The organism is Ensifer sp. VA4 (assembly GCF_055710065.1).
Genome location: NZ_JBVQPO010000003.1, coordinates 101,073 through 121,333 on the forward strand (window position 1 = coordinate 101,073; position 20,261 = coordinate 121,333).

Annotated in this window: 18 protein-coding genes; 4 read left to right on the plus strand and 14 right to left on the minus strand. The window is 62.9% G+C overall.

Annotation, left to right across the window (positions count from 1 at the left end; all coding sequences use genetic code 11):
* Nucleotides 1–74 precede the first annotated feature (74 nt).
* Together AC0C6X_RS05700 and AC0C6X_RS05705 are read left to right on the plus strand one after the other, a co-directional pair.
* Nucleotides 75–1,535 (plus strand): multicopper oxidase family protein, encoded by a 1,461-nt coding sequence (locus AC0C6X_RS05700; RefSeq protein ID WP_472952184.1) that lies wholly within the window; start codon nt 75–77, stop codon nt 1,533–1,535.
* A gap of 82 nt (nt 1,536–1,617) precedes the next feature.
* Entirely contained in the window at nt 1,618–3,837 is a 2,220-nt protein-coding gene (locus tag AC0C6X_RS05705; protein WP_472952186.1) for a copper-transporting P-type ATPase, read from the plus strand.
* 137 nt (nt 3,838–3,974) lie between these two features.
* Here AC0C6X_RS05705 and AC0C6X_RS05710 read toward each other — a convergent pair whose 3' ends face one another.
* The 4 genes from AC0C6X_RS05710 to AC0C6X_RS05725 all read right to left on the minus strand — a co-directional run bounded on the left by AC0C6X_RS05710 (nt 3,975) and on the right by AC0C6X_RS05725 (nt 8,575).
* The gene (locus tag AC0C6X_RS05710; protein WP_472952187.1) at nt 3,975–4,955 is read right to left on the minus strand and encodes an extracellular solute-binding protein; all 981 of its coding nucleotides are present in this window, start codon (nt 4,953–4,955) and stop codon (nt 3,975–3,977) included.
* Nucleotides 4,956–5,018: 63 nt separating this feature from the next.
* Nucleotides 5,019–6,659: an ABC transporter permease gene (locus AC0C6X_RS05715; protein WP_472952188.1), complete on the minus strand. Its 1,641-nt coding sequence runs from the start codon at nt 6,657–6,659 to the stop codon at nt 5,019–5,021.
* A complete protein-coding gene (locus AC0C6X_RS05720) occupies nt 6,656–7,717 on the minus strand; it encodes an ABC transporter ATP-binding protein (RefSeq protein ID WP_472952189.1) in 1,062 nt (353 codons plus the stop codon). Before AC0C6X_RS05720 ends, AC0C6X_RS05715 begins: the two co-directional genes overlap by 4 nt.
* 33 nt (nt 7,718–7,750) lie before the next feature.
* On the minus strand, nt 7,751–8,575 hold the full coding sequence (locus AC0C6X_RS05725) for an inositol monophosphatase family protein (protein WP_210266611.1): 825 nt from the start codon (nt 8,573–8,575) through the stop codon (nt 7,751–7,753).
* A gap of 262 nt (nt 8,576–8,837) precedes the next feature.
* Here AC0C6X_RS05725 and AC0C6X_RS05730 point away from each other — a divergent pair, with 262 nt between their 5' ends.
* Both AC0C6X_RS05730 and AC0C6X_RS05735 read left to right on the plus strand, forming a co-directional pair.
* Complete coding sequence (locus tag AC0C6X_RS05730; RefSeq protein WP_173518497.1) at nt 8,838–9,626, plus strand: DeoR/GlpR family DNA-binding transcription regulator; 789 nt, start codon at nt 8,838–8,840, stop codon at nt 9,624–9,626.
* A gap of 301 nt (nt 9,627–9,927) precedes the next feature.
* The gene (locus tag AC0C6X_RS05735) at nt 9,928–10,512 is read left to right on the plus strand and encodes a tyrosine phosphatase family protein (RefSeq protein ID WP_173518498.1); all 585 of its coding nucleotides are present in this window, start codon (nt 9,928–9,930) and stop codon (nt 10,510–10,512) included.
* 120 nt (nt 10,513–10,632) lie between these two features.
* Here the strand turns inward: AC0C6X_RS05735 and doeB are convergent, their stop codons facing one another.
* The 10 genes from doeB to ehuR all read right to left on the minus strand — a co-directional run bounded on the left by doeB (nt 10,633) and on the right by ehuR (nt 20,231).
* Nucleotides 10,633–11,637, minus strand: coding sequence for a N(2)-acetyl-L-2,4-diaminobutanoate deacetylase DoeB (doeB, locus tag AC0C6X_RS05740; protein ID WP_472952190.1), 1,005 nt, complete (start codon nt 11,635–11,637; stop codon nt 10,633–10,635).
* Between the two features lie 3 nt (nt 11,638–11,640).
* The gene (doeA, locus tag AC0C6X_RS05745) at nt 11,641–12,822 is read right to left on the minus strand and encodes an ectoine hydrolase DoeA (RefSeq protein WP_173518500.1); all 1,182 of its coding nucleotides are present in this window, start codon (nt 12,820–12,822) and stop codon (nt 11,641–11,643) included.
* A 34-nt stretch (nt 12,823–12,856) separates the two neighbouring features.
* Entirely contained in the window at nt 12,857–13,849 is a 993-nt protein-coding gene (gene eutC / locus AC0C6X_RS05750) for an ectoine utilization protein EutC (RefSeq protein WP_472952191.1), read from the minus strand.
* Complete coding sequence (eutB, locus tag AC0C6X_RS05755) at nt 13,846–14,847, minus strand: hydroxyectoine utilization dehydratase EutB (RefSeq protein ID WP_472952192.1); 1,002 nt, start codon at nt 14,845–14,847, stop codon at nt 13,846–13,848. The genes eutC and eutB overlap by 4 nt, the downstream gene beginning before the upstream one ends.
* A 3-nt stretch (nt 14,848–14,850) precedes the next feature.
* Nucleotides 14,851–15,627 carry an ectoine utilization protein EutA gene (eutA, locus tag AC0C6X_RS05760; RefSeq protein WP_472952193.1) on the minus strand — a complete coding sequence of 259 codons (777 nt, stop codon included), beginning with the start codon at nt 15,625–15,627 and terminating at the stop codon, nt 14,851–14,853.
* Entirely contained in the window at nt 15,627–16,289 is a 663-nt protein-coding gene (ehuD, locus tag AC0C6X_RS05765; RefSeq protein WP_173518504.1) for an ectoine/hydroxyectoine ABC transporter permease subunit EhuD, read from the minus strand. The genes eutA and ehuD overlap by 1 nt, the downstream gene beginning before the upstream one ends.
* 2 nt (nt 16,290–16,291) lie before the next feature.
* Nucleotides 16,292–16,951 (minus strand): ectoine/hydroxyectoine ABC transporter permease subunit EhuC, encoded by a 660-nt coding sequence (gene ehuC, locus AC0C6X_RS05770; protein ID WP_247959678.1) that lies wholly within the window; start codon nt 16,949–16,951, stop codon nt 16,292–16,294.
* 69 nt (nt 16,952–17,020) lie between these two features.
* Nucleotides 17,021–17,866 (minus strand): ectoine/hydroxyectoine ABC transporter substrate-binding protein EhuB, encoded by an 846-nt coding sequence (gene ehuB / locus AC0C6X_RS05775; protein WP_376741711.1) that lies wholly within the window; start codon nt 17,864–17,866, stop codon nt 17,021–17,023.
* 71 nt (nt 17,867–17,937) lie between these two features.
* Entirely contained in the window at nt 17,938–18,723 is a 786-nt protein-coding gene (gene ehuA, locus AC0C6X_RS05780) for an ectoine/hydroxyectoine ABC transporter ATP-binding protein EhuA (RefSeq protein ID WP_173518507.1), read from the minus strand.
* A gap of 122 nt (nt 18,724–18,845) precedes the next feature.
* Nucleotides 18,846–20,231 carry a MocR-like ectoine utilization transcription factor EhuR gene (gene ehuR, locus AC0C6X_RS05785; protein ID WP_173518508.1) on the minus strand — a complete coding sequence of 462 codons (1,386 nt, stop codon included), beginning with the start codon at nt 20,229–20,231 and terminating at the stop codon, nt 18,846–18,848.
* Nucleotides 20,232–20,261: the final 30 nt, after the last annotated feature.

The following is a 20,261-nucleotide window of genomic DNA, read 5'->3' on the forward strand; positions in this document are numbered from 1 at the left end:
GGCCCTCCGCGGCCGCGCCCGCTTGGCGCGGCCTTCGCCGGCATTGCCCGGCATGGAACAAGAGGTCAATGAGCATGAAACGCCGTGAATTCCTGGGCGGGCTGATGTCGGGCGTCGCAGTCGCCGCATCGGCTGCCGCCCTACACCCAAGCAGAAGCTGGGCTGAGGCCAGCAAGGCAACATCTTCGGGCGCGGGCGCGCGCTCGCTTGCAATCACAAAACGCGTCATCGAGGTAAACGGCAGAGCCGCCGACGTCTTCGGGCTTCTCCAACCGGATGGCACCGTCGGACTGACGCTCGACGCCGACAGCCCGTTCGACGTCGCGCTTTCAAACCAAGGCGACGAAGCGACGCTCATCCATTGGCATGGGCTCGCCCCGCCATGGGACATGGACGGTGTACCGGACAATCCTGCAGCACTCCTGAAGGCAAAGGAGACCCGGCATTACGCGTTTCCGGTCGGTGCGGGCGGCACGCACTGGATGCATGCGCATACGCTTCAGGAACAGAACCTGCTCGCCGCGCCTCTGATCGTGCGAACCGCCGACGACAGGCAGCGCGACGAGCAGGAAGTCGTTATCCTGCTGCACGACTTCTCCTTCACGCCTGCCGAGGAACTGCTCGCCAAGCTGAAGGGATCGCCAGCCGGTCATGGGATGGGCCACGGCGCGATGATGAAGAACATGGCATCCAACATGCAGGGAGGCCACATGTCCGGGATGGCGATGCCGGGCATGGCCGCCATGGATCTGAACGACATCGAGTATGACGCCTACCTCGCGAACGACCGTACGCTCGATGACCCGGAAGTCGTCGCCGTCGAAAACGGAGGACGGATCCGCCTGCGCATCATCAATGGCGCAACGGCCACCGCCTTCACGGTCGACACCGGCGCCCTGACCGGACAATTGATCGCGGTCGACGGCCAGTCGGTGCAGCCGGTTTCCGGGAACCGTTTCCCGATTTCCATGGGCCAGCGGCTCGATATCCGGCTTGAGCTTCCGAAGTCAGCAGAAGCCCAACCCATCCTCGCGCTGCGGGAAGGCAGTGACCATCGTACAGGCATCATCCTGGCGCAGTCAGGGGCAAAGATCGCCAAGATTGCATCGCGTGGGAAGGAGCCAGGACCGGTGGTCGGGCTCGACCTCGAAGAGCGGTTGGCGGCCGTCGCGCCCCTTTCCGCTCGTCCTGCAGACCGTCGGTTCGAGTTGACCCTGACGGGCAGCATGAGCGGCTACGACTGGCGGATCGAGGTTGGCGACGGCCTTGGCCTCCGCGAAGGCGAAAGGATCGAGATCGCCATGCGCAACATGTCGATGATGTCCCACCCGATGCATCTCCACGGTCATCACTTCCAGGTCGTCGACATAGGTGGAAAGGTGCGCGGCGGTGCCGTGCGGGATACCGTTCTCCTGCCGCCGATGGGAAGCGTGAAGGTCGTGTTCGACGCCAACAATCCGGGCCGCTGGCCGCTCCACTGCCATCACCTCTATCACATGGCATCGGGAATGATGTCCTTCGTCGCCTACACGTAACGAGGGTGAGACGGCCCGGAAGGCGGGGAGGCGCCGGGCCCTATCCTTGATATCGGCGAGTACCGTTTACGGAGACGCTCCAATGGACGACCATAAGCATCACCACCGACATGAAGGTCACGACCATCATCATGCCGAAAAGAGGGCGGCACCTGCCAAAGCCGCAGACAAGCAAAGCTCGGAGCAAGAGGGGGTGATCTACACATGCCCCATGCATCCGCAGATACGGCAAAACGGCCCTGGCAACTGCCCGATCTGCGGCATGGCCCTCGAACCCGAAGTCGTCACCGCCGACGCGGGGCCCAGTCCAGAGCTTGTCGACATGCGCCGGCGGTTCTGGATAGGGTTGGTCCTGACGCTGCCTGTGCTGGCGCTCGAAATGGGCGGTCACCTTACAAACCTGCATATGCTGCTCGGTGTCCAGACTTCGAACTGGCTGCAGTTCATCCTGGCGACCCCGGTCGTCCTTTGGGCGGGCGCTCCTTTTTTCGAACGGGCCTGGCAATCGATCGTCACCCGGCACCTCAACATGTTCACGCTGATCGCGATGGGCACGGGCGTCGCTTGGATTTACAGCGTCGTCGCAACCGTCGCTCCCGGTCTGTTTCCGACTACGTTCCAATCCGGCGAAGGGGCCGTTGCGATCTATTTCGAGGCGGCCGCCGTCATCACCGTGCTGGTGCTCCTCGGGCAAGTGCTCGAACTGCAGGCGCGCGAGCAGACCGGCGGCGCGATCCGGGCGCTTCTCGACCTGGCGCCGAAAACCGCCCGCATCATCCGCAGCGATGGAACCGAAGAGGATGTGGAACTCGAGGCCGTCGCCGTCGGCGATAATCTGCGGGTGCGTCCGGGCGAAAAGGTCCCGGTCGACGGCACCCTCGTCGAAGGCCGCAGTTCAGTCGATGAATCGATGATCACCGGGGAGTCGATGCCCGTCACCAAGGAAGTCGGGGCAAAACTGATCGGTGGTACGATGAACCGGACGGGCGGCTTCGTCATGGAGGCCGGCAAGGTCGGCAGGGATACCATGCTGTCTCGGATCGTCCACATGGTCGCCGAGGCGCAACGCTCTCGCGCCCCGATCCAGCGGCTCGCCGACGAGGTCTCCGGCTGGTTCGTGCCTGTCGTCATCCTGATCGCCGCTGTCGCTTTCGCAACATGGATGCTGGTCGGCCCGGAGCCGCGCTTCGCCCATGGGCTGGTCGCGGCAGTCGCGGTGCTGATCATCGCCTGCCCCTGCGCTCTCGGCCTTGCAACACCGATGTCGATCATGGTCGGCGTCGGTAAGGGTGCCGGCGTCGGTGTGCTGATCAAAAACGCCGAAGCGCTCGAGCGCTTCGAGAAGGTCGATACGCTGGTGGTCGACAAGACCGGCACCCTGACCGAGGGCAAACCCAAGGTTACCGAAATCGTCGCCGTCAGCGGGGTATCCGAGGACGAATTGCTGCGGCTGGCCGCTACGCTGGAGCGCGCGAGCGAGCATCCTTTGGCAAGCGCCATCGTCGACATCGCCAGCGAGCGCAATGTGAAACTCGGATCTGCCGAGGACTTCGACAGTCCGGTCGGCAAGGGCGTGACCGGCGTCGTCGATGGCCGCAGGCTGATCATCGGCAGTCATCGGATCATGTCCGACGAAAAAGTCGATGTCTCCGCCCTCTCGCAGAAAGCAGAAGACCTGCGCAGCGAAGGAGCAACCGTCATCTTCGCCGCCATTGACGGTCGCCTGGGCGGACTGTTTGCAATTTCCGATCCGATCAAGTCGACGACACCTGCAGCGGTCGAAGCGCTGATCAAGGACGGCGTGCGCGTGGTGATGCTCACAGGGGACAACAAGACCACCGCCAGTGCGGTCGCCCGCAAGCTCGGCATCAAGGAGGTCGAGGCGGAAGTGCTCCCGGAACACAAGAGCGAGATCGTCGCTCGCCTGCGCAAGGAAGGCAGGATCGTCGCCATGGCGGGTGATGGCGTCAACGACGCCCCTGCCCTTGCCGCCGCCGACGTCGGCATCGCCATGGGAACCGGGACCGATGTGGCGATCGAAAGTGCTGGCGTGACGCTGCTCAAAGGCGATCTGCAAGGCATCGTCCGGGCGCGGCGGCTCAGTCACGCGACGATGGCGAACATCCGGCAGAACCTCTTCTTCGCCTTCATCTACAACGCCGCCGGCGTACCCGTTGCGGCGGGCATACTCTACCCTGCCTTCGGGCTTCTGCTGTCGCCGATCATCGCAGCCGCCGCCATGGCGCTTTCGTCCGTCAGCGTGATCGGCAACGCCCTTCGATTGAGGAGCGCGCGAATCTGAGGCCGTAGCTCGTCGACGGCCGCCCCGGTTGACTGCAGGACGGCATGCGGACGGGAGAACGTCCGCATGCCGTCTCCCGCAGGCAAGGAAACCGGCGCAAGCTTTGCAGGGACCGGCCAGCCTCCTTGCGCAGGCTACTATTTACTCGAACCGGCTTTCGGCAGGGTCGCCCACACAGCGAGGAACGCATCGCGGTTGCGAGCCGCCTCTTCCTCGTCAATCTTGACGACCTTGATCGAAGCGAGTTCCGGCAGCTTGACGTAATCGGAAACCTTGATGTCCATTCGGCTCGGGCGACGGAACGCCACCTTCAGCAACTCGATCTGCGCCTCCTTGGAAAGCAGCGCGTCAATCGCCTTCTTGGCCACTTCTCCGGCCGGCGCGCCTTTTATCAGCGCCGCATATTCCGGCGTCGTGAATGTGCCGGAAGACGGATAGACGATACTGATTTCCGTCTGGCCACCGTCGACATAACTGTAGCTGTTGGTCTCGAATGTAACCCCGGCTGCGTATTCACCCATGGCTACGCCCTTCGGCACGGCTGACGAGGAACTGCTGACGACGACGTTGCTGACCAGGCCCTTGTAAGTCACCTCGTCGAGCAGTTTCGACAGACCCCAGACGATCGTATAGCCGGTCGAGCTATTGGCCGGATCGGGAAGAATGATCCGTCCTTTCCAGACCGGATCGGCGAGATCCTTCCAGTCGGCAGGCGGCGCTGTTCCGTTCAACTGGTCAGTGTTGACCATTACCGTCACGACATGGACGTTGGCCGGCTGGAAATAGTCGTCAGCAACGCGCAGTTCCTTTGGCATGGCCGCAAGTTCCGGTGAGGCATAGGGTTCCAGCGCGCCTTTGAACGCCCCCATCGTATTGGCCGAAGAGGACCAGAAGACGTCGCCCTGGGGCGCGGCCTTCTCCGCCTCGACGCGGCGCAGCAGCACGCCGCTGCCGCCGGTAATGACACCGGTCGGCGTGCCCGCCTTCTCCTGGATGACGGCCTGTACGGCCTCAACGGCCGGCATGGGGTTGGTGGTATAGATCACCGGATCGGCCGCGCTGGCGCTCGTTGCCGCCAGGCAAGCGAAAAACATGGGCGTTGCAATTCTTATCGTCATGACAGTTCCTCTCTCTTGGTTGGCGCCCGACGCGTCCCTCGCGTGATCGGCTTTGGCTTGGCCTCACTTGGAGGCAAACAGGTCGACCTTGAACATCGTCGTGGCGATGATCACCGGCACCAGGATGACGGCGACCAGCACAAGGCCATAGGCGGAGGCGTAGGCCATCAATCCGGAGTCGATCAGCCGGAAGATCTGGATCGGCAAGGTCTCGCGACCGCCGGAATAGACCAGCAGCGAAGCCGACAGCTCGGATACGGTCGTTGTCCAGGTCAGGATCGCGGCGGAGGCGACAGCGGGCAGCATCATCGGCAGCACGACGCGCAGGAAGGTGCGCAACGGTGGCGAGCCAAGGCTGATGGATGCCTCTTCAATCGAGTTCGGTATGTTGTGCAGGATCGCCTGGCCGTTACGCATCCCGAAGGGCATGCGGCGGATGACGTAGGCGAGAACGATGATCGTCGACGTACCCGTCAGTGCCAGGAAACCGTCATTGAAGGAAGCAAGAAGCCCGACACCGAGAACCGTGCCTGAAAGCGCGAGCGGTATTGCCGAAACATAGTCGATGAATGGTGTCACCAGGTTCGACTTCTTGACGACGAGGTAGCTGACAAGCGTGCTGAACATGACAGAGATGAGCGTTGCGACACCGGCGTAGAGGATCGAATTGACCAGCGGTCCAGGAGCGGTGATGAAAACGCGCGCCATGTTGTCGAGCGTCCACTCTCCCCAGCGCAGAACCGGCCCGCGCGAGGCAGTGAAGGCACCAACCGCGATCGTGACGAGCGGCAGGAGGGAAACGGCGACAACGATGCCGCCCGAAGCACTGACGAGGACACCATGCATGCCCCGAAGCGGTTGTGGCTTGGCTCCTCGGCCTTGGACGATTTCGAAGCGCCCTTTGGCGATAATTCGCCGGTTCAAAAAAAGTACCGCCATGACGATCAGCACGGAGGTGCTGGCAAGCGTGCTTTGCATGGTGAGGTTCGTCGCCCCCTCCGCCACGGCCGCCTGGTAGATCGCGACCGAAAGCAGTGGCACGTTGTGGCCGAGGATCGTCGAGATCGCGAAATTGCCGACCACCATGGTGAAGACGAGCAGCGTCGAGGCCAGGATGGCTGGCCGGATAACCGGCAGCATCACATGGAGCCGGGAGCGAAGTGGCGCCGTTCCGAGACTCTGGGCGGCCTCTTCCAATTGCGCATCGAATTTGCCGATCGCCGCCACCGTGCCGATGTAGACATAGGTGTAGTAGATGAAGCTCATCGAGGTGATGAGACCGAACCAGCCGTAAAAGCTCGGCAAAAGAATGCCGTAGCCCTTCAGGAAACGGGTGACGACGCCGTTGTTGCCAAGGATCATCAACCAGGTCTGCGCCGTTACCACCTCCGGAATGACGAGGGTAATCAGGGGCAGAAGCGTGATCAGCAGCTTGCCACGAAAACGATAGCGCGCCGAGACATAGGCGAGCGGCACGCCGATCAGTGTCGAAAACAGCGTGACGATGCAGGCGAGCACAAGCGTGTTGCCGATAGCGGCGAGGCTGTGTCCGTCCCCGACGAGCTGGAGCCATCCGGAGCGCCCCTCGCCGAGAAAACTCGCGGTGAAGACATAGAGCAGCGGGTAAAGGACGAAGACCCCGAGAAGACCGAGGGCAAGGGCGGAAAGCCAGGGCCAGGGAGAGCGAAGAGCAGAAGCGTTCATGACCGGATCACCCGAGCGGCGGCCGGATCGAAGCCGAGGTGCACACTGGCGCCCGGTTGAAATGCATCGTGCCCCGCACCATGCATTTCGGCGTTGAAGACGAGGCCGCCGGCGCATTCGACGCTGTAGCTCGTTCGGGAGCCGAGATATTGGCGGCCGCGCACGACGGCCGGAAGCGATTGCAGACCAGAAACGGCCGTGGCCGAAATCTTGAGGTCTTCGGGCCGCAAGACGAGGAGGCCGCGTTCGGCCGGGCCGTTCAGCGAATCCGTCGCGAGCAGCCGGCTGCCGGCGACATCAACCTCGACGCGTCCCGAGGCAGCAGCGCGGACGGGCACCTCGGTCCGGTTTGCCGCGCCAACGAAATCCGCCACATAGCCAGTGCGCGGTGTCGCATAGATCTCGTGTGGCGTACCAAGCTGTTCGACCTTGCCTCTGTTCATGACGCCAATCAGGTCGGACATCGACAGCGCTTCCTCCTGGTCGTGCGTCACGAAAACCGTGGTGATGTTGGCCTCTCGCTGCAATTCGATGATGGTCTCGCGGATCTGGACCCTGAGCTTGGCATCGAGGTTGGAAAGCGGCTCGTCCATCAACAGCACCTGAGGCTTGATGACGAGCGCGCGGGCAAGCGCCACGCGCTGGCGCTGACCACCAGAAAGAGCGGCAGGATGCCGGGAAAGAACATGCCCGAGACCGACGCGATCAAGCGCAGCCTTGACCTTGCGCGCCGCGCCTTCGCCCTTCTCGCCGCGAGCGCGCAGACCGTATGCGACATTCTCGGCCACGGTTTTGTCCGGGAAGAGCGCATAGTCCTGGAAGACCATCCCGATCGCCCGCTTGTGTGGTGGCAGCTCGGTGACATTCCGTCCACCGAAACGAATTTGGCCTCCGCTTGCCGGCGCAAAGCCCGCGATGGTGCGCAAGAGCGTGGTCTTGCCGCAGCCGGACGGGCCGAGCAGCGTAAAGAAGCAGCCCTCCGGAATATCCAGGGAAAGTCCGGATATGACGGTCTCAGCCCCATACCGAACCGAGAGGTTGGAAATTGCTATACCCATAGGTTCCCCCTTCTTTTTTATGATCGCGTCGCCTCAGTCCCGCGGGCCGGCCAACAGGTCTGCGGCGGGTCTGAGATCTGCGATGATTTCGAGCGCCTGCCGGTGAATGCGCGCGTCACCCGCCCCCAATAGTTGCCCCGAGCTTTCGAGTGTCAGCGGTTCGCCGAACCAGTCGGTGACGATGCCGCCCGCCCCCTCGACAATCGGCCGGAATGGCGCAAAATCGAAAACCTTCTGGCCACCATCGAGTGCAAGATCGGTCCTCCCGTCGGCGAGCAGACCGTAGTTCAGGCTCGCCCCCCCGTAGACGCGGGCGCTGGTGACGGAACGCAGTCGGTCGAGAGCAGGGCGCTCATGCGCAGCCAGATAGTCCTGGTTGCTGTTCGTCATGATTGCCTGGGCCAGCGACGGACAGTTCCGCACGCTGACAGGCGCGCCGTTGCGCGTCGTCTGCCGGCCGTCGGCGCCGATCCAGCGCGAATCGATCGCCGGAATATCGATGATGCCGATGCGCGGTATACCGGCGACGGCGAGCGCGATCAGGGTGCCATAGACGGGCATTCCGGCAATGAAGGCCGTCGTACCGTCGATCGGATCGAGCACCCATACGTACTCGCTGCCCGGGCGGACCCACTCCCGCTCCTCGCCGATTATGCCATGCGCGGGGTAGCGCGTGGTAATCATGCTGCGAAGCCGATCCTCGATCAGCATGTCCATCGCTGTCACCAGGCTGCGATCCGGCTTCACCGAGGCATCGAAGCGAACCGCGCCATTTTCCCTGAGCACGGCACGGGCGACATCCGCCAATTCGGCAGCGAATGCCACATACTGGCCTTCTATGAGGGGGGTGCTGCTCATTCTCGCATCGACACTTTCCCGGTTCTTGGCAGCCGACATCGCTCCCGCAGCATGTGCGAGCTCGTTGCCGGACAATGCTTCCGACCGATTGAAGGGTTTTCTCCAGCCGTTTCTGGCCTTTGTTTCTCCTACCTACATGCGATCGGCGCTTGTGGCAATATGTGTTTTTAGTGGCATTATGTGTTTTTGTGCGACAACCTGCATGGCGCTTGTGGCAATACGAGGCATCGCGTATCTAGCTTGCGCAAAGGGAGATAGGACGATGTGGCAAGAAGAGCGCCAACAGAAAATCCGTTCACTGCTTGCGGCCTACGGCCAGGTGTCGATCGATCGCATCGTCGAGGATTTCGGCGTGTCGCGCGAAACGATCCGCCGTGACTTCATGGAAATGGAACTGGCCGGGGAGTTGCGCAGGGTGCGCGGCGGGGCTGTACCTGTTGCGCGCGAGGACACGACCTTTGGCGTCCGCATAACCCAGCGGCTCCAGGAGAAACGGGCAATTTGCGCGGCGGCGTTGAGCTTCCTCGAAAGCGGCCTGACGGTCTTCATGGATGCCGGCTCGACAAGCTCGACGATGGCCGAGGCGCTTGCCGGGCCGACCGGGCTTACCAATCTCACCATCCTCACCAATTCCATTGACGTCGCAAGCCAACTGACCGAGCGGTCGGGCGAACTTTCACGTGGCACGCGCGTCATCCTGCTTGCCGGCAACGTGAAGCAGGATCCGTTGGAAACCTACGGCGAGGCGACGATCAACGACATCCAAAGGTATCGGGCGGATGTCGCACTGCTCGCCCCTTGGGGCGTCGATGCCACGATGGGCGCGATGAACTACTTCCTGCATGGCGCGGAGATTGCGCGTGCGATGGTCCGCAACGCCGGCCGGACGATCATCCTTGCCGACCACTCCAAGATCGGGGTGGTCAGCCGTTCGGTCTTCTGCGAGACGCGCGAGATGGCCCACCTCATCACCGACGCAAAAGCGCGGCAAAAGGCTGGTTTCGAGGCACTTTGGACCGCAGTGCCCGGCCTTATCGTTGCAGGCGAGTAATTCGCCTTGAACGTGGGTTTTCGCCGAGCCGGCTAGGTGGCGAAAAACTGATGTAGCTTTCGTACATTTCGAATATCGAGATTGCCAAGAAGGCCGGCGCACGTATAGTTTCCATCTTCCCTGGCGGCTTCGTCGTCGCCTCCCTCGCCGATGGAAACATCAATCTCAACGCCTGCCACGCGCCGACCCATCCCTCATCATGCCGACGCCCCCGATGTCTGTGATGCTCGACGTGCTCTTTGTCCTGCTCGCACGCAAATGCGAGGCAGACGCTTCATGAAACCGATGCTAGGATATGGACATGGAAACGATCCTTTCTCCAATGCTGACCGTTTGCGGTATCGAGGAACTACCGGGTCAGAGCAGCCGAAACGTGACCCATGTTCTGTCGATCGTCGACCCGGAACTCCCGGAGCTGGAAGCTTTCGACGCCTACGGTGAGCATTACCGCACGATCTTGCGCTTCCACGATATCATTGAGGCGGCGCCAAACCGGGTGATGCCTCGCCCGGACCATGTGGAAGCCATCCTTCGCTTCGGTACAGATTTCCTGATGCGTGAAGATCGGGAAGCCGCCAGCCATGTGCTGGTTCATTGCCACATGGGCGTATCACGCTCGACGGCAGCCATGCTGACCCTGATGGCGCAGGCAAATCCGGAGGAGTCCGGTGAAAAGCTCTTTGCCCGCCTCGCCGCAATCCGCCCCCAGGCCTGGCCGAACTCCCAGATGATCGTCTTTGCCGATGAACTGCTCGGGCGCGCGGGCGAGCTCACCACTGCACTCGGCCGCCATTACGGCCGCCAGATCAAGAGCCGCCCGGAGTTCAGCGATTGGATGACGTCCCTCGGCCGTCAGGCCGAACTGCAGATGGCCATCCACGACTGACGGCTGAAGGCGCACCCCTCGTCCGGCATCACCCGCAAGGGCAGCTAACGCGGACCCGCTTCCGTCGACGGGTCCGCCGATGGACGGCACCTGCAAGGACCAGTAGGTGCGCTTCCGTCCTCATGTCTCGACGGCAAGCACGCTGACGCAATCGCCGGCCTTGACGAGCCCGGGGAAGTGACGGGCCGCGAGGATGCCATCCATCTTCGCCTCGACGTCCAGTGGTCGAACGCCCGTGCGGCCGATGGGATAGATACGGGCGACAACCTCCCCCTTCTTCACCTGATTGCCGAGATCGAAGAGCGGTTCGATGAGGCCGGCGTCCTCGGCGAAGGAAAAGCAGTTTTCATCCGGCATGTCGAGCCAGGTGGTCCTTGCACTTTCGACAGCCCCCTTGAGGATACCGGCCGCCCTCAACACGTTCGAAACGCCTGTCTTGGCGATGCGAGCGCTTTTGGCCGTGGCCGTCCCCCCTCCGCCAAGCTCTGTGGTGACGAAGATCTTGCCCATCTCCTCCGCTGCCGTGTCGTACATGCCGACGGCGTCGATCTCCAGCATCTTCATCGACCACGGGGCGCCGAAGGCGCTGACGAGGTCGAAGGCTTTTGCCTCTTGCGCCTTGTCGGGCAGGATATGGGCGGCGCAGAAGGGCAGGAAATCGAGCGTCTTGCCGCCCGAATGGAAGTCGAGCACGATGTCGGCGAGCGGCAGCAGGGTGCGCTGGAAATAGTCGGCAATCTTCTGGGTGACTGTGCCGTCCGGCGCACCCGGAAAGCTGCGGTTCATATTGCCCTTGTCGATCGGCGAGGTGCGCGTGCCGGCGAGAAAGGCCGGATAGTTCATCGCCGGCACGATGATGACCCGGCCTGTCACGTCCTCGGCCTTCAATGTGCGGGCGAGATCGAAAAGCGCGATCGGCCCCTCATATTCGTCGCCATGGTTGCCGCCGGTGAGAAGGGCCGTTGGGCCCTTCCCATTCTTGACGACCGTGACCGGGATCATCACCGAGCCCCAAGCGGAATCGTCGTGACTGTACGGCAGACGCAGAAAACCGTGCTGTACGCCTTCGGCCAAAAAATCGACCGTGGAGCTGATCGGCGAAGGACGAAGTGTGAGGTCCCGCATGGCTCAATCCTTCACGAGAAGCTTGCGCGGCACATTGGCGAGGCACTCGACGCCGGTCCCGGTAATCAAGATGCTTTCCGTCGTCTCGAAACCCATGTCCTCGAGCCAGAGCCCCGTCATGAAGTGGAAGGTCATGCCCGGCTTCAGTTCGCTCCGGTCGCCGGGACGCAGGCTCATCGTGCGCTCGCCCCAATCCGGCGGATAGGAAACGCCGATACCGTACCCCGTGCGGTTATCCTTCACGATGCCGTATTTCTTGAGCACGGCGAAGAAGGCGTTGGCGATATCCTCGCAGGTATTGCCGGGCCGCGCCTTCTCGAGGCCCGCTTCCATGCCTTCGAGCGTTGCCTTTTCGGCGTCGAGGAAAGCTTGTGTCGGCTTGCCTAGGAAGACGGTGCGTGAGAGCGGCACATGGTAACGGTGGTAACAGCCGGCGATCTCGAAAAAGGTGCCCTCGCCGGATTTCATCGGTCGATCGTCCCAGGTCAGGTGCGGCGCGGAGGCCTCTACGCCCGAGGGCAAGAGCGGCACGATCGCCGGATAGTCGCCGCCGATGCCGTCCACGCCACGCGTCCCGGCATCGTAGATTTCCGCGACGAGGTCGCACTTGCGCATGCCGACCTCGATCTTGTCGAAGATGCGCTCATGCATTTTCTCGACGATCTTCGCGGCATTGCGCATGTAGCGGATTTCCGCCTCGCTCTTGACCGCGCGCTGCCAGTTGACAAGCGCGGTCGCGTCGACGAAGCGGGCATTCGGCAGGTGTTTCGTGAGCGAGGCGAAGGCGGCGGCGGAAAACCAGTAATTGTCCATCTCCACGCCGATCGTCAGCTTGTCGAGGCCACGCTCGGCGAGTTTGGCCGAGAGATAGTCCATCGGATGGCGCTCGGTGGACTGCACGTAGTGGTCCGGATAACCGATGATGTTCTCGTGCTTCAGATAGGCGGTGAATTTGGCGCCGTTGGCATCCTGCCCGCGGCCGTACCAGATCGGTTCGCCCGTCGGCGGAACGACGACGCATTGGTGCACGTAGAAGGACCAGCCGTCATAGCCGGTCAGCCAGTTCATGTTCGACGGATCGCTGACGATCAACACGTCGATACCCTTGGCTTCCATGGCAATGCGCGTTTTTTGAAGACGCGCTTCATACTCCGGAAGTGAGAACTTCAGGTTCGCTTGTTTCATCGGTTTTTCCTCTATACCCGGCGAAAAGCCGGTCTCAACTCTCGAAGATCGTGCCGGCGCCCGCCGTTGCCGCGCGGGCGGCAGCAAGTGTTGCGATGGCCGTATCCTGAATGCCCGTGCCGGTAAGGTCCGCCACGGTGATCTCATCGGGGCCGCTGCGGCCCGGCTTACGCCCGGCGATGATCTCGCCGAGTTCGGGGAAGATCGCGCTGTCCTTCACAAGGCCCGCCTCTATGGCATGATGCAGTTCGCCGAGCTTGCGCGTCTGCTTGAGGCTATCGGCGACATAGAGGCCGGCGCCGGCAATCACGGCGGGCTCGATCTCATTCTTGTGCTCAGCATCCGAACCCATGGCCGTGACATGCTGGCCAGGCTGGAGCCATTCGGCCTTGAGCACCGGTGTTTCCGAAGGGGTCGTGGTAACGACGATGTCGGCGCCATCGACCGCTGCCCTGCCATCGACTACTGTGCGAACGGGAAAACCGAGGCTCCTCGCCAGCTCCGTTGCCGCGGCTTCGGCCTTTGCTGCGTCCCTCGCCCAGATGCGGGCCTCGCGGATCGGCCGCACCAGCCGTAAGGCTTCGAGCTGAAGCCGGGCCTGCATGCCGGCGCCGAAGATGGCAGCAACCGCGGCATCCGGGCGCGCGAGATGCCGAGCCGCGACCGCCCCGGCGGCCGCGGTGCGCACATCCGTCAGATAGCCATTGTCGAGCAGCACGGCCTGTACCAGGCCGGTCTTCGTCGAAAGCAGCACCATCAGGCCGTTGGTGCTCGGCAGGCCGATCTTCGGATTGTCGAAGAAGCCGGGGCTGATCTTGATGGCAAAACCGTCGAGGCCCGGCACATAGGCGGTCTTCACATCCACTTCGCCGCGCGCTTCGGGCATGTCGAGCCTGAGGATCGGCGGCATGGCGACTGCCTTGGTGGCGAGCGCGTGGAACGCTTCCTCCACACAGACAATGGCTTCAAGATCGAGCGGGACGATGCGCCGGAGTTCCGCCTCGGTGAGAATTTTCATCGTCGTCATGCCGCTGTCTCCTGCAACGCATCGGCACTCCCATTGATGACCCGCCGGTGCAGGTCCATGTCCACATTGCGACCGGAGAGGATCACCGCCACCGGCCCGTCCAGTCGGCCGAGCCGGTCGGAAAGCAGCGCCGCGATGCCGACGGCCCCGGCCCCCTCGATCACCTCGCGCTCCTCGGCATAGGCGTGCCGCATGCCGGCCGCGATCTCGTCTTCCGAAAGCAGGATCACCCCGTCCAGCAGAGCGCGGCACATCTTAAAGGTCACGGCATTGTCAAGGCCGATGCCGCCGCCCAGCGAATCGGCAAGGCTTGCCACTTCCTCGACCTGCACCGGCCGCCTGGCATCGAGGCTGGCCTTCATCGCCGCGCCGCGCTCCATGGTGAGACCGATGACGCGGGTTTTCGGCAAACGTCCTTTCACCGCCGCAGCAACACCGGCCGCAAGCCCACCGCCGGAGAGCGGCACAAGAACCGTTGCCACATCCGGCATTGCCTCAACGATCTCCAGGCCGAGCGTGCCCTGCCCCGCCACGACGGCTCGATCGTCGAAGGGCGGCACCATGACGAGGCCGTCTTCGGCCACCAGCCGGTCGACCTCGACCTGCGCCTCGTCCTGCGATTTGCCGACGATGCGGACATTCGCGCCAAGCCGGCGGATTTCCGAAACCTTGTTGTCAGGCACGAGCCGCGACATGCAGATCATCGCGACCGCGCCTTCCGACTTGGCGGCATGGGCAAGCGCCCGGCCGTGATTGCCTGTCGAAGCGGCGACGACGCCCCTCGCCCGCTCTTCCGGCGTCAGCGAAAGCACCGCGTTCGTCGCGCCGCGCAGCTTGAAACTACCCGTCGTCTGATGGTGTTCGAGCTTGAGGCCGACAGGCACGCCACAGCGTTCGGAAAGCGAAGAGGAAGGCACGAAGGGCGTATGCAGAACCCGGCCCTTGATACGCCGGGCCGCCTGTTCGATATCCGCCAATGTCACGGGAAGGTTCGACATGGGTCACCGGTCCGAATAGGCAAGCGTCATCAGGCGGCCGCGCTCCGGTCGCACCGTCTCGTCGCCGCAAAGGCGCAGGCAGGCCCAGGCGGTGGCAAGGTTGCTGGTGACGACCGGCTTGCCGATCGCAGCCTCGATTTCGGCTGCCACCCCCGCCGCGCGAACCGCCGTGCAGGAGATGAAGAGTGCGTCGCTATCGGGCGCAGTCGCTTCCTTCGCGAAGGCAACGATTTCCTCCGGGGAAATGCGTGCCATCTCCCGATCGTCGGTGAGGCCAAGGCAGGTGAAGCGGGCGAGGTCGAAGCCGAGCGCCAGGAAATAATCGGCCATCGGCTTGCTGGTTTCGATCGTGTAGGGCGTCAGCACCGCAATCCGCTTCGCGCCGAGGGCCCTGAGGCCCGAGGCAGCAGCAGCCGTCGGCGTGACGACGGAGGCGGTGGGCTTGGCGGCCCGGATGGCCGCCCGCACCTCCGCGTCGCCTATGACGACGGAGGCGGAGGTGCAGGAATACATGACGACGTCGAGAGGTTCGTCCGGCAGGATCAACGCAGCCGCCGATGTCAGCGAGGGCTGCATGGCGCGGAGGTTTGCCGGCGTCACCGGGTTGGCGTAGGGGATGCGGGTCGCGTAGACGCCGATCCGCTCGTTCGCCACCATCCGCTGGAAGTCCACTTCCGTCGTGTGATCGGTCGCAAGGGCGATCAGGCCGACGCGTTTGTCAAGCGGGCGATCGTCCAATTTCGGCGCTCGCGCGGCGAGCTTAAGGTCGAGCGTCTGCATCAGTGTTCCTCCACCCGGGCGTAACGGTCCTCCAGCCAGCGCAGGAAGACGACGGAGATCAGGCTCATAATCAGAAAAAACACACCGACCAGCGTCATCGGCTCGATATAGCGATAGCTGCTGTTGGCGACGCTTTTCGCCTGATTCATCAGTTCGAGCACGGTGATGGCCGAGAGCAACGGCGTCTCCTTGAACATGGCGATGAGATAGTTGGCGAGCGCCGGGATCATTGGCGGGATCGCCTGCGGCAGGATGACGTGGATCCAGGTCTGGCGTCCCGTGAGGTTCGTCGCCTTCGCCGCTTCCCATTGACCGCGCGGCACGTTCTCGATGCCGGCGCGGTAGACCTCCGCCGCATAGGTGCCGTAGTGCAGCCCGAGCCCGATGATGCCGGCGAGCAATGCCGGCAGCCGAATGCCGATGTCCGGCAGCACATAGAAGATGAAATAAAGCTGCACGAGCAGCGGCGTGCCGCGAATGAACTCCACGACGAAAGCCGTGGCGCGGGCGATCGGCTTTGGCGCAGTCATGCGCAGGATGGCAAAGACGAGGCCGATGGCGGCGGCGAGCGCCGCACCGAACACGGTGGCCAGAATGGTGATCTTCAGGCCCTCGATAAGGGTCGGCATGATTTCCCAGACGAAGTTCCAGTCCCATTCCATCGTCAGGTCCTCACGCCATCGAGGCCGCGTGTAACCCGGCGTTCCAGCCAGCGCATGCCGTGGGAGATGGCAAGCGCCATCAGGAAGTAGAGCACGAGGATCGTTGCGAAAGGAACGAGCGTGCTGCCGGTCTGGGCGCGCACCACCTGCGCCTGGAAGGTCATGTCGGTCAGCGAAATCAGCGAGACGACGGCCGTGCCCTTCAAAAGTTCGATCGCATTGTTGCAGAAGGTCGGAAGCATCAGCGGCAGGGCCTGCGGAAGAATGACGTAACGCATCGACTGATAACGCGAGAGATTGAGGGCAATGCAGGCTTCGCGCTGCTCACGGCCGATCGCCTTGACGGCGCCGCGTACGACTTCGGCCCCATAGGCACCGACATTCAGCCCCAGCGCCAGGACACCCGCTTGAAGCGGCGACAGCGTGACTCCGGCGAAAGGCAGGACGAAATAGACCCAGAAAAGCTGGACGAAGATCGAAGTACCGCGGAAAAATTCGATATAGGTGGTAGCGAGCGCGCGAACCGCCAGGAAGCGGCTGACGCGCCCGAGGCCGGCGACGAACGCCATGACGAGAGCGAGCACGGAGCCGAGCACGGTGAGCTCAAGCGTCACGAGCGCACCCTGCAGGATCAGTCCTATGTAACCGGGCCAATCGGTCATCGTTCTTCCATATAGCAAGGAGATGGCTGCCTCTCCCCGAACTGGGGAGAGGTCGGATTGCTGCGGCGCTTACTTGGCGGCGCAGAGCTTCTCGCGTGTCGTTGACATCGCGGCCGCAGCCGAGAAGCCATAGGGTTCGATGATCTTGGCGAACTCGCCCGACTTCTTGAGCTTGGCGAGTTCCACGTCGAAGGCGTCGCGCAGCGCTTCGTCACCCTTCTTGAAGGCCGCGCCGTCGCAATAAACCGGCGCGCCTTCGACCGGCGCCACGACTTCGACACCGGGATCGTTCGCCTTGGCGACGAGATCGTTGATCGAAAGCACCGGCAGCGAATAGACGTCGATACGGCCATCCTGCAGCATCTTCAGTCCGCTCTGGCCATCCGGCACGACAATGACGCGTTCGCGCGGCACGCCGGCTTCAAGCGCGAGCTTCTCTTCCGTACCGCCACCGGGCGCCCCGATCTTGGCATCCGGATTGTCGGCGATATCCTTGTAGCTCTTGAGCTTGAGCGGGTTGCCCTTCTTCAGCGCGAAGGCCTCGGCGTCACAGAGGATCGGCTCGGAATAGGCGACGGCGGCGCAACGTTCCGGCTTCATGAAGAGGCCGGCGGTGATGACATCGTGCCGGCCGGCCTGAAGACCCGGGATCATCGCGCCATATTCCGAGATCGAGGCAACGATGTCGTTGACGCCGAGGTGCTTGAAGACCTCACGCGCCACATCAGGTGCAGCACCTGAAACCTTGCCATCGGCGGCGACCGCCGTGAAGGGCGGTTCGTTCGCGATCGCGACACGGGCGAACCCCTGTTCCCGCAGTTCCTCAAGCTTGCTGTCGTCGGCCGAAGCGGGCGCCGCGGCGACAATCGCCGTCAGGACGCCCGCGCCGGCGGTCATGGTCAAAAAGGTCCTCATGCTCATTGTTCCGAACTCCTCTCGCTGTCCCTGTTGTTGTTTGGAGCATTGTTTCCGGGTGGCGAAACCACTCAGACGCGGTGCCCTGCCGCGATGATCTTGCGCAGGAAGGTCTGCGTGCGCTCCTGCTTGGGATTGCGGAAAATCTCGTCCGGCTTGCCTTCCTCGACGATCTTGCCGCGATCAAAGAAGAGGATGCGGTCGGCAAAATCATGGGCGAAGCCCATCTCATGCGTGACGAGCAGCATGGTCATGTCGGTCTCGACGGCGAGCTTGCGCATGACGTTCAGCACTTCTTCGACCAGTTCCGGGTCGAGCGCGGAGGTGACCTCGTCGAACAGCATGATCTTTGGCGAGAGCGCGAGCGCACGGGCAATGGCAACGCGCTGCTTCTGTCCGCCGGAGAGTTGCGCGGGCATGCTCTTCGCCTTGTCGGCCATGCCCACCATGTCGAGAAGTTCCATCGCCCGTTTCTCGGCCGCCGCCCTTGCCACGCCTTTCGTCAACATCGGAGCCAACGTGACATTGTCGAGAACGCATTTGTGCGGGAAGAGATTGAAGTGCTGGAAGACCATGCCAATCTTCTCGCGCATCCTGTGAAGATGGCGGTCGTCGGCGGGCGCGAGGCTGCCATTCTTCGGTATGTGATAGAGCTGGTCGCCATCGACCTCGATATGGCCGCCGCTGATCGCCTCCAGCGTCATGAGAATGCGCAGGATCGTCGTCTTGCCGGAGCCGGAAGGGCCGATGAGCGCCAGCTTTTCGCCTGGCAGCACCTCCATCGACAGACCGTCGAGTACGGTCAAGGGACCGTAGCGCTTGGTGATGTTGTCGATGCGGATGATCGGCGCGACCATGCATGTCTCTCCCTGTTGAGACAAGTGATGGAGCAACGATGCGCGGCAATCAAAATCATGTCAATCCGAATAATAATATCAGTACAATTATTGTTGTACTGCCCAATTGGCAGGCATCTTCCTCAGATCGCGAGCAGCAGCGCCTCCGGGTTTCCGCTGGCCAAAGAGGCGAGAATGCCGAGGCCAGTACGCAGTTCCTGCTCGGTCGTCGAGCCGAGCGAAATGCGCACCGCCGGATGCCAGCCCTGGTCCGCGGTGCGGAAAGAAGAGCCAGGCGCGATCGCAACGCCGCGCAGACGTGCCTGAGAAACGAAACCTTCTTCCGTATGCCCTTCCGGCAGCGGCAACCAGACATGCAGGCTCTGCGGGTGGGAACAGTGAGGCAGGCCCGCAAGGGCCTCCTCCGCAATGGCATGGCGAACGGCGAGCGCCCGGCGTTGCCAGTTGACGAGCTCCATTGCCGTGCCGTCGCTGACCCACAGCGTCGCAATCTCCGCGATCGAGGGCGTCGCCATCCAGTTGGAGACGAGGTGTCGGTTGGCGACGGCCGCGACGTAGCGGTCCGGCGCAGCAAGATAGCCGATGCGCAGGCCCGGCACCGTGATCTTAGTGAAGCTCGTGACGTAGAGAGTGCGCTCCGGCGCATAAGCCGCGATCGGCGGTGCCCGCCCCTCCACCAAGGGCCCCAGAATGTCGTTCTCGATGATCGCGATATCGTGGCGCCGCGCGACCTCCGCGAGCGCCTGCCGACGCTCGGCACTCATCAGCGCCGCGGTCGGATTGATCACCGAAGGCTGGAGAAATACGGCACGGATGACACCCTTGCGGCAGGCCTCGTCAAGCGCCTCAGGAACCATCCCTTCGCGGTCGATCGGCAAACCTTCGAGGTGGAGGCCGAGATAGGTGGACAGCGGAACGAGCGTGTGATGGCTGATCGCCTCCGTCGCAACGGTGGAACCGGGCGGCGCAACGCTCATCAGCGCGACCGTCATGCCCGAGGTGGCACCGTTCGTGAGGCTGATGTTGAGCGGTGAAATATCGAGGCCGCAGCGCGCCAGCCAGTCGGCCGCGACATTGCGATGGCGCGGGAAGACCATGTTCGGCCGGAAGGAGAGCGCCGAACTCGAGGGCAGGTTTTCCGCCAGCCACCCGAAGGCCCCCCGCATGCGCTCCAGGTGGAGCTGCTCGCAGACGGGCTTAAGGATCGAGAGATCGACCAGCTCGCCGAGCCGCTCGGGCAAATAGGGCGGCTCGGGTTCCTTCGGCCTTGTCTGAACGAAGGAACCGCGCCCGATCTCGCCGGAAATGAGCCCGCGCCGAATAAGCTCGTCATAGGCGCGACTGACGGTTTGCACGGAAAGCTTCAGGTCGTCGGCAAGCTTTCGATGCGGCGGAAGGCGCGTCCCGTTCGGCAAATGGCCTTCCTGGATGGCGCGGGCGATCTGCTCGGCAAGGGAGAGATAGGCCGGCCGGCGCAATTGGGATATGTCGGGTCGCCAATTTGTCATGATTTTAACAGTGCGCAAAATCAGTTCAAT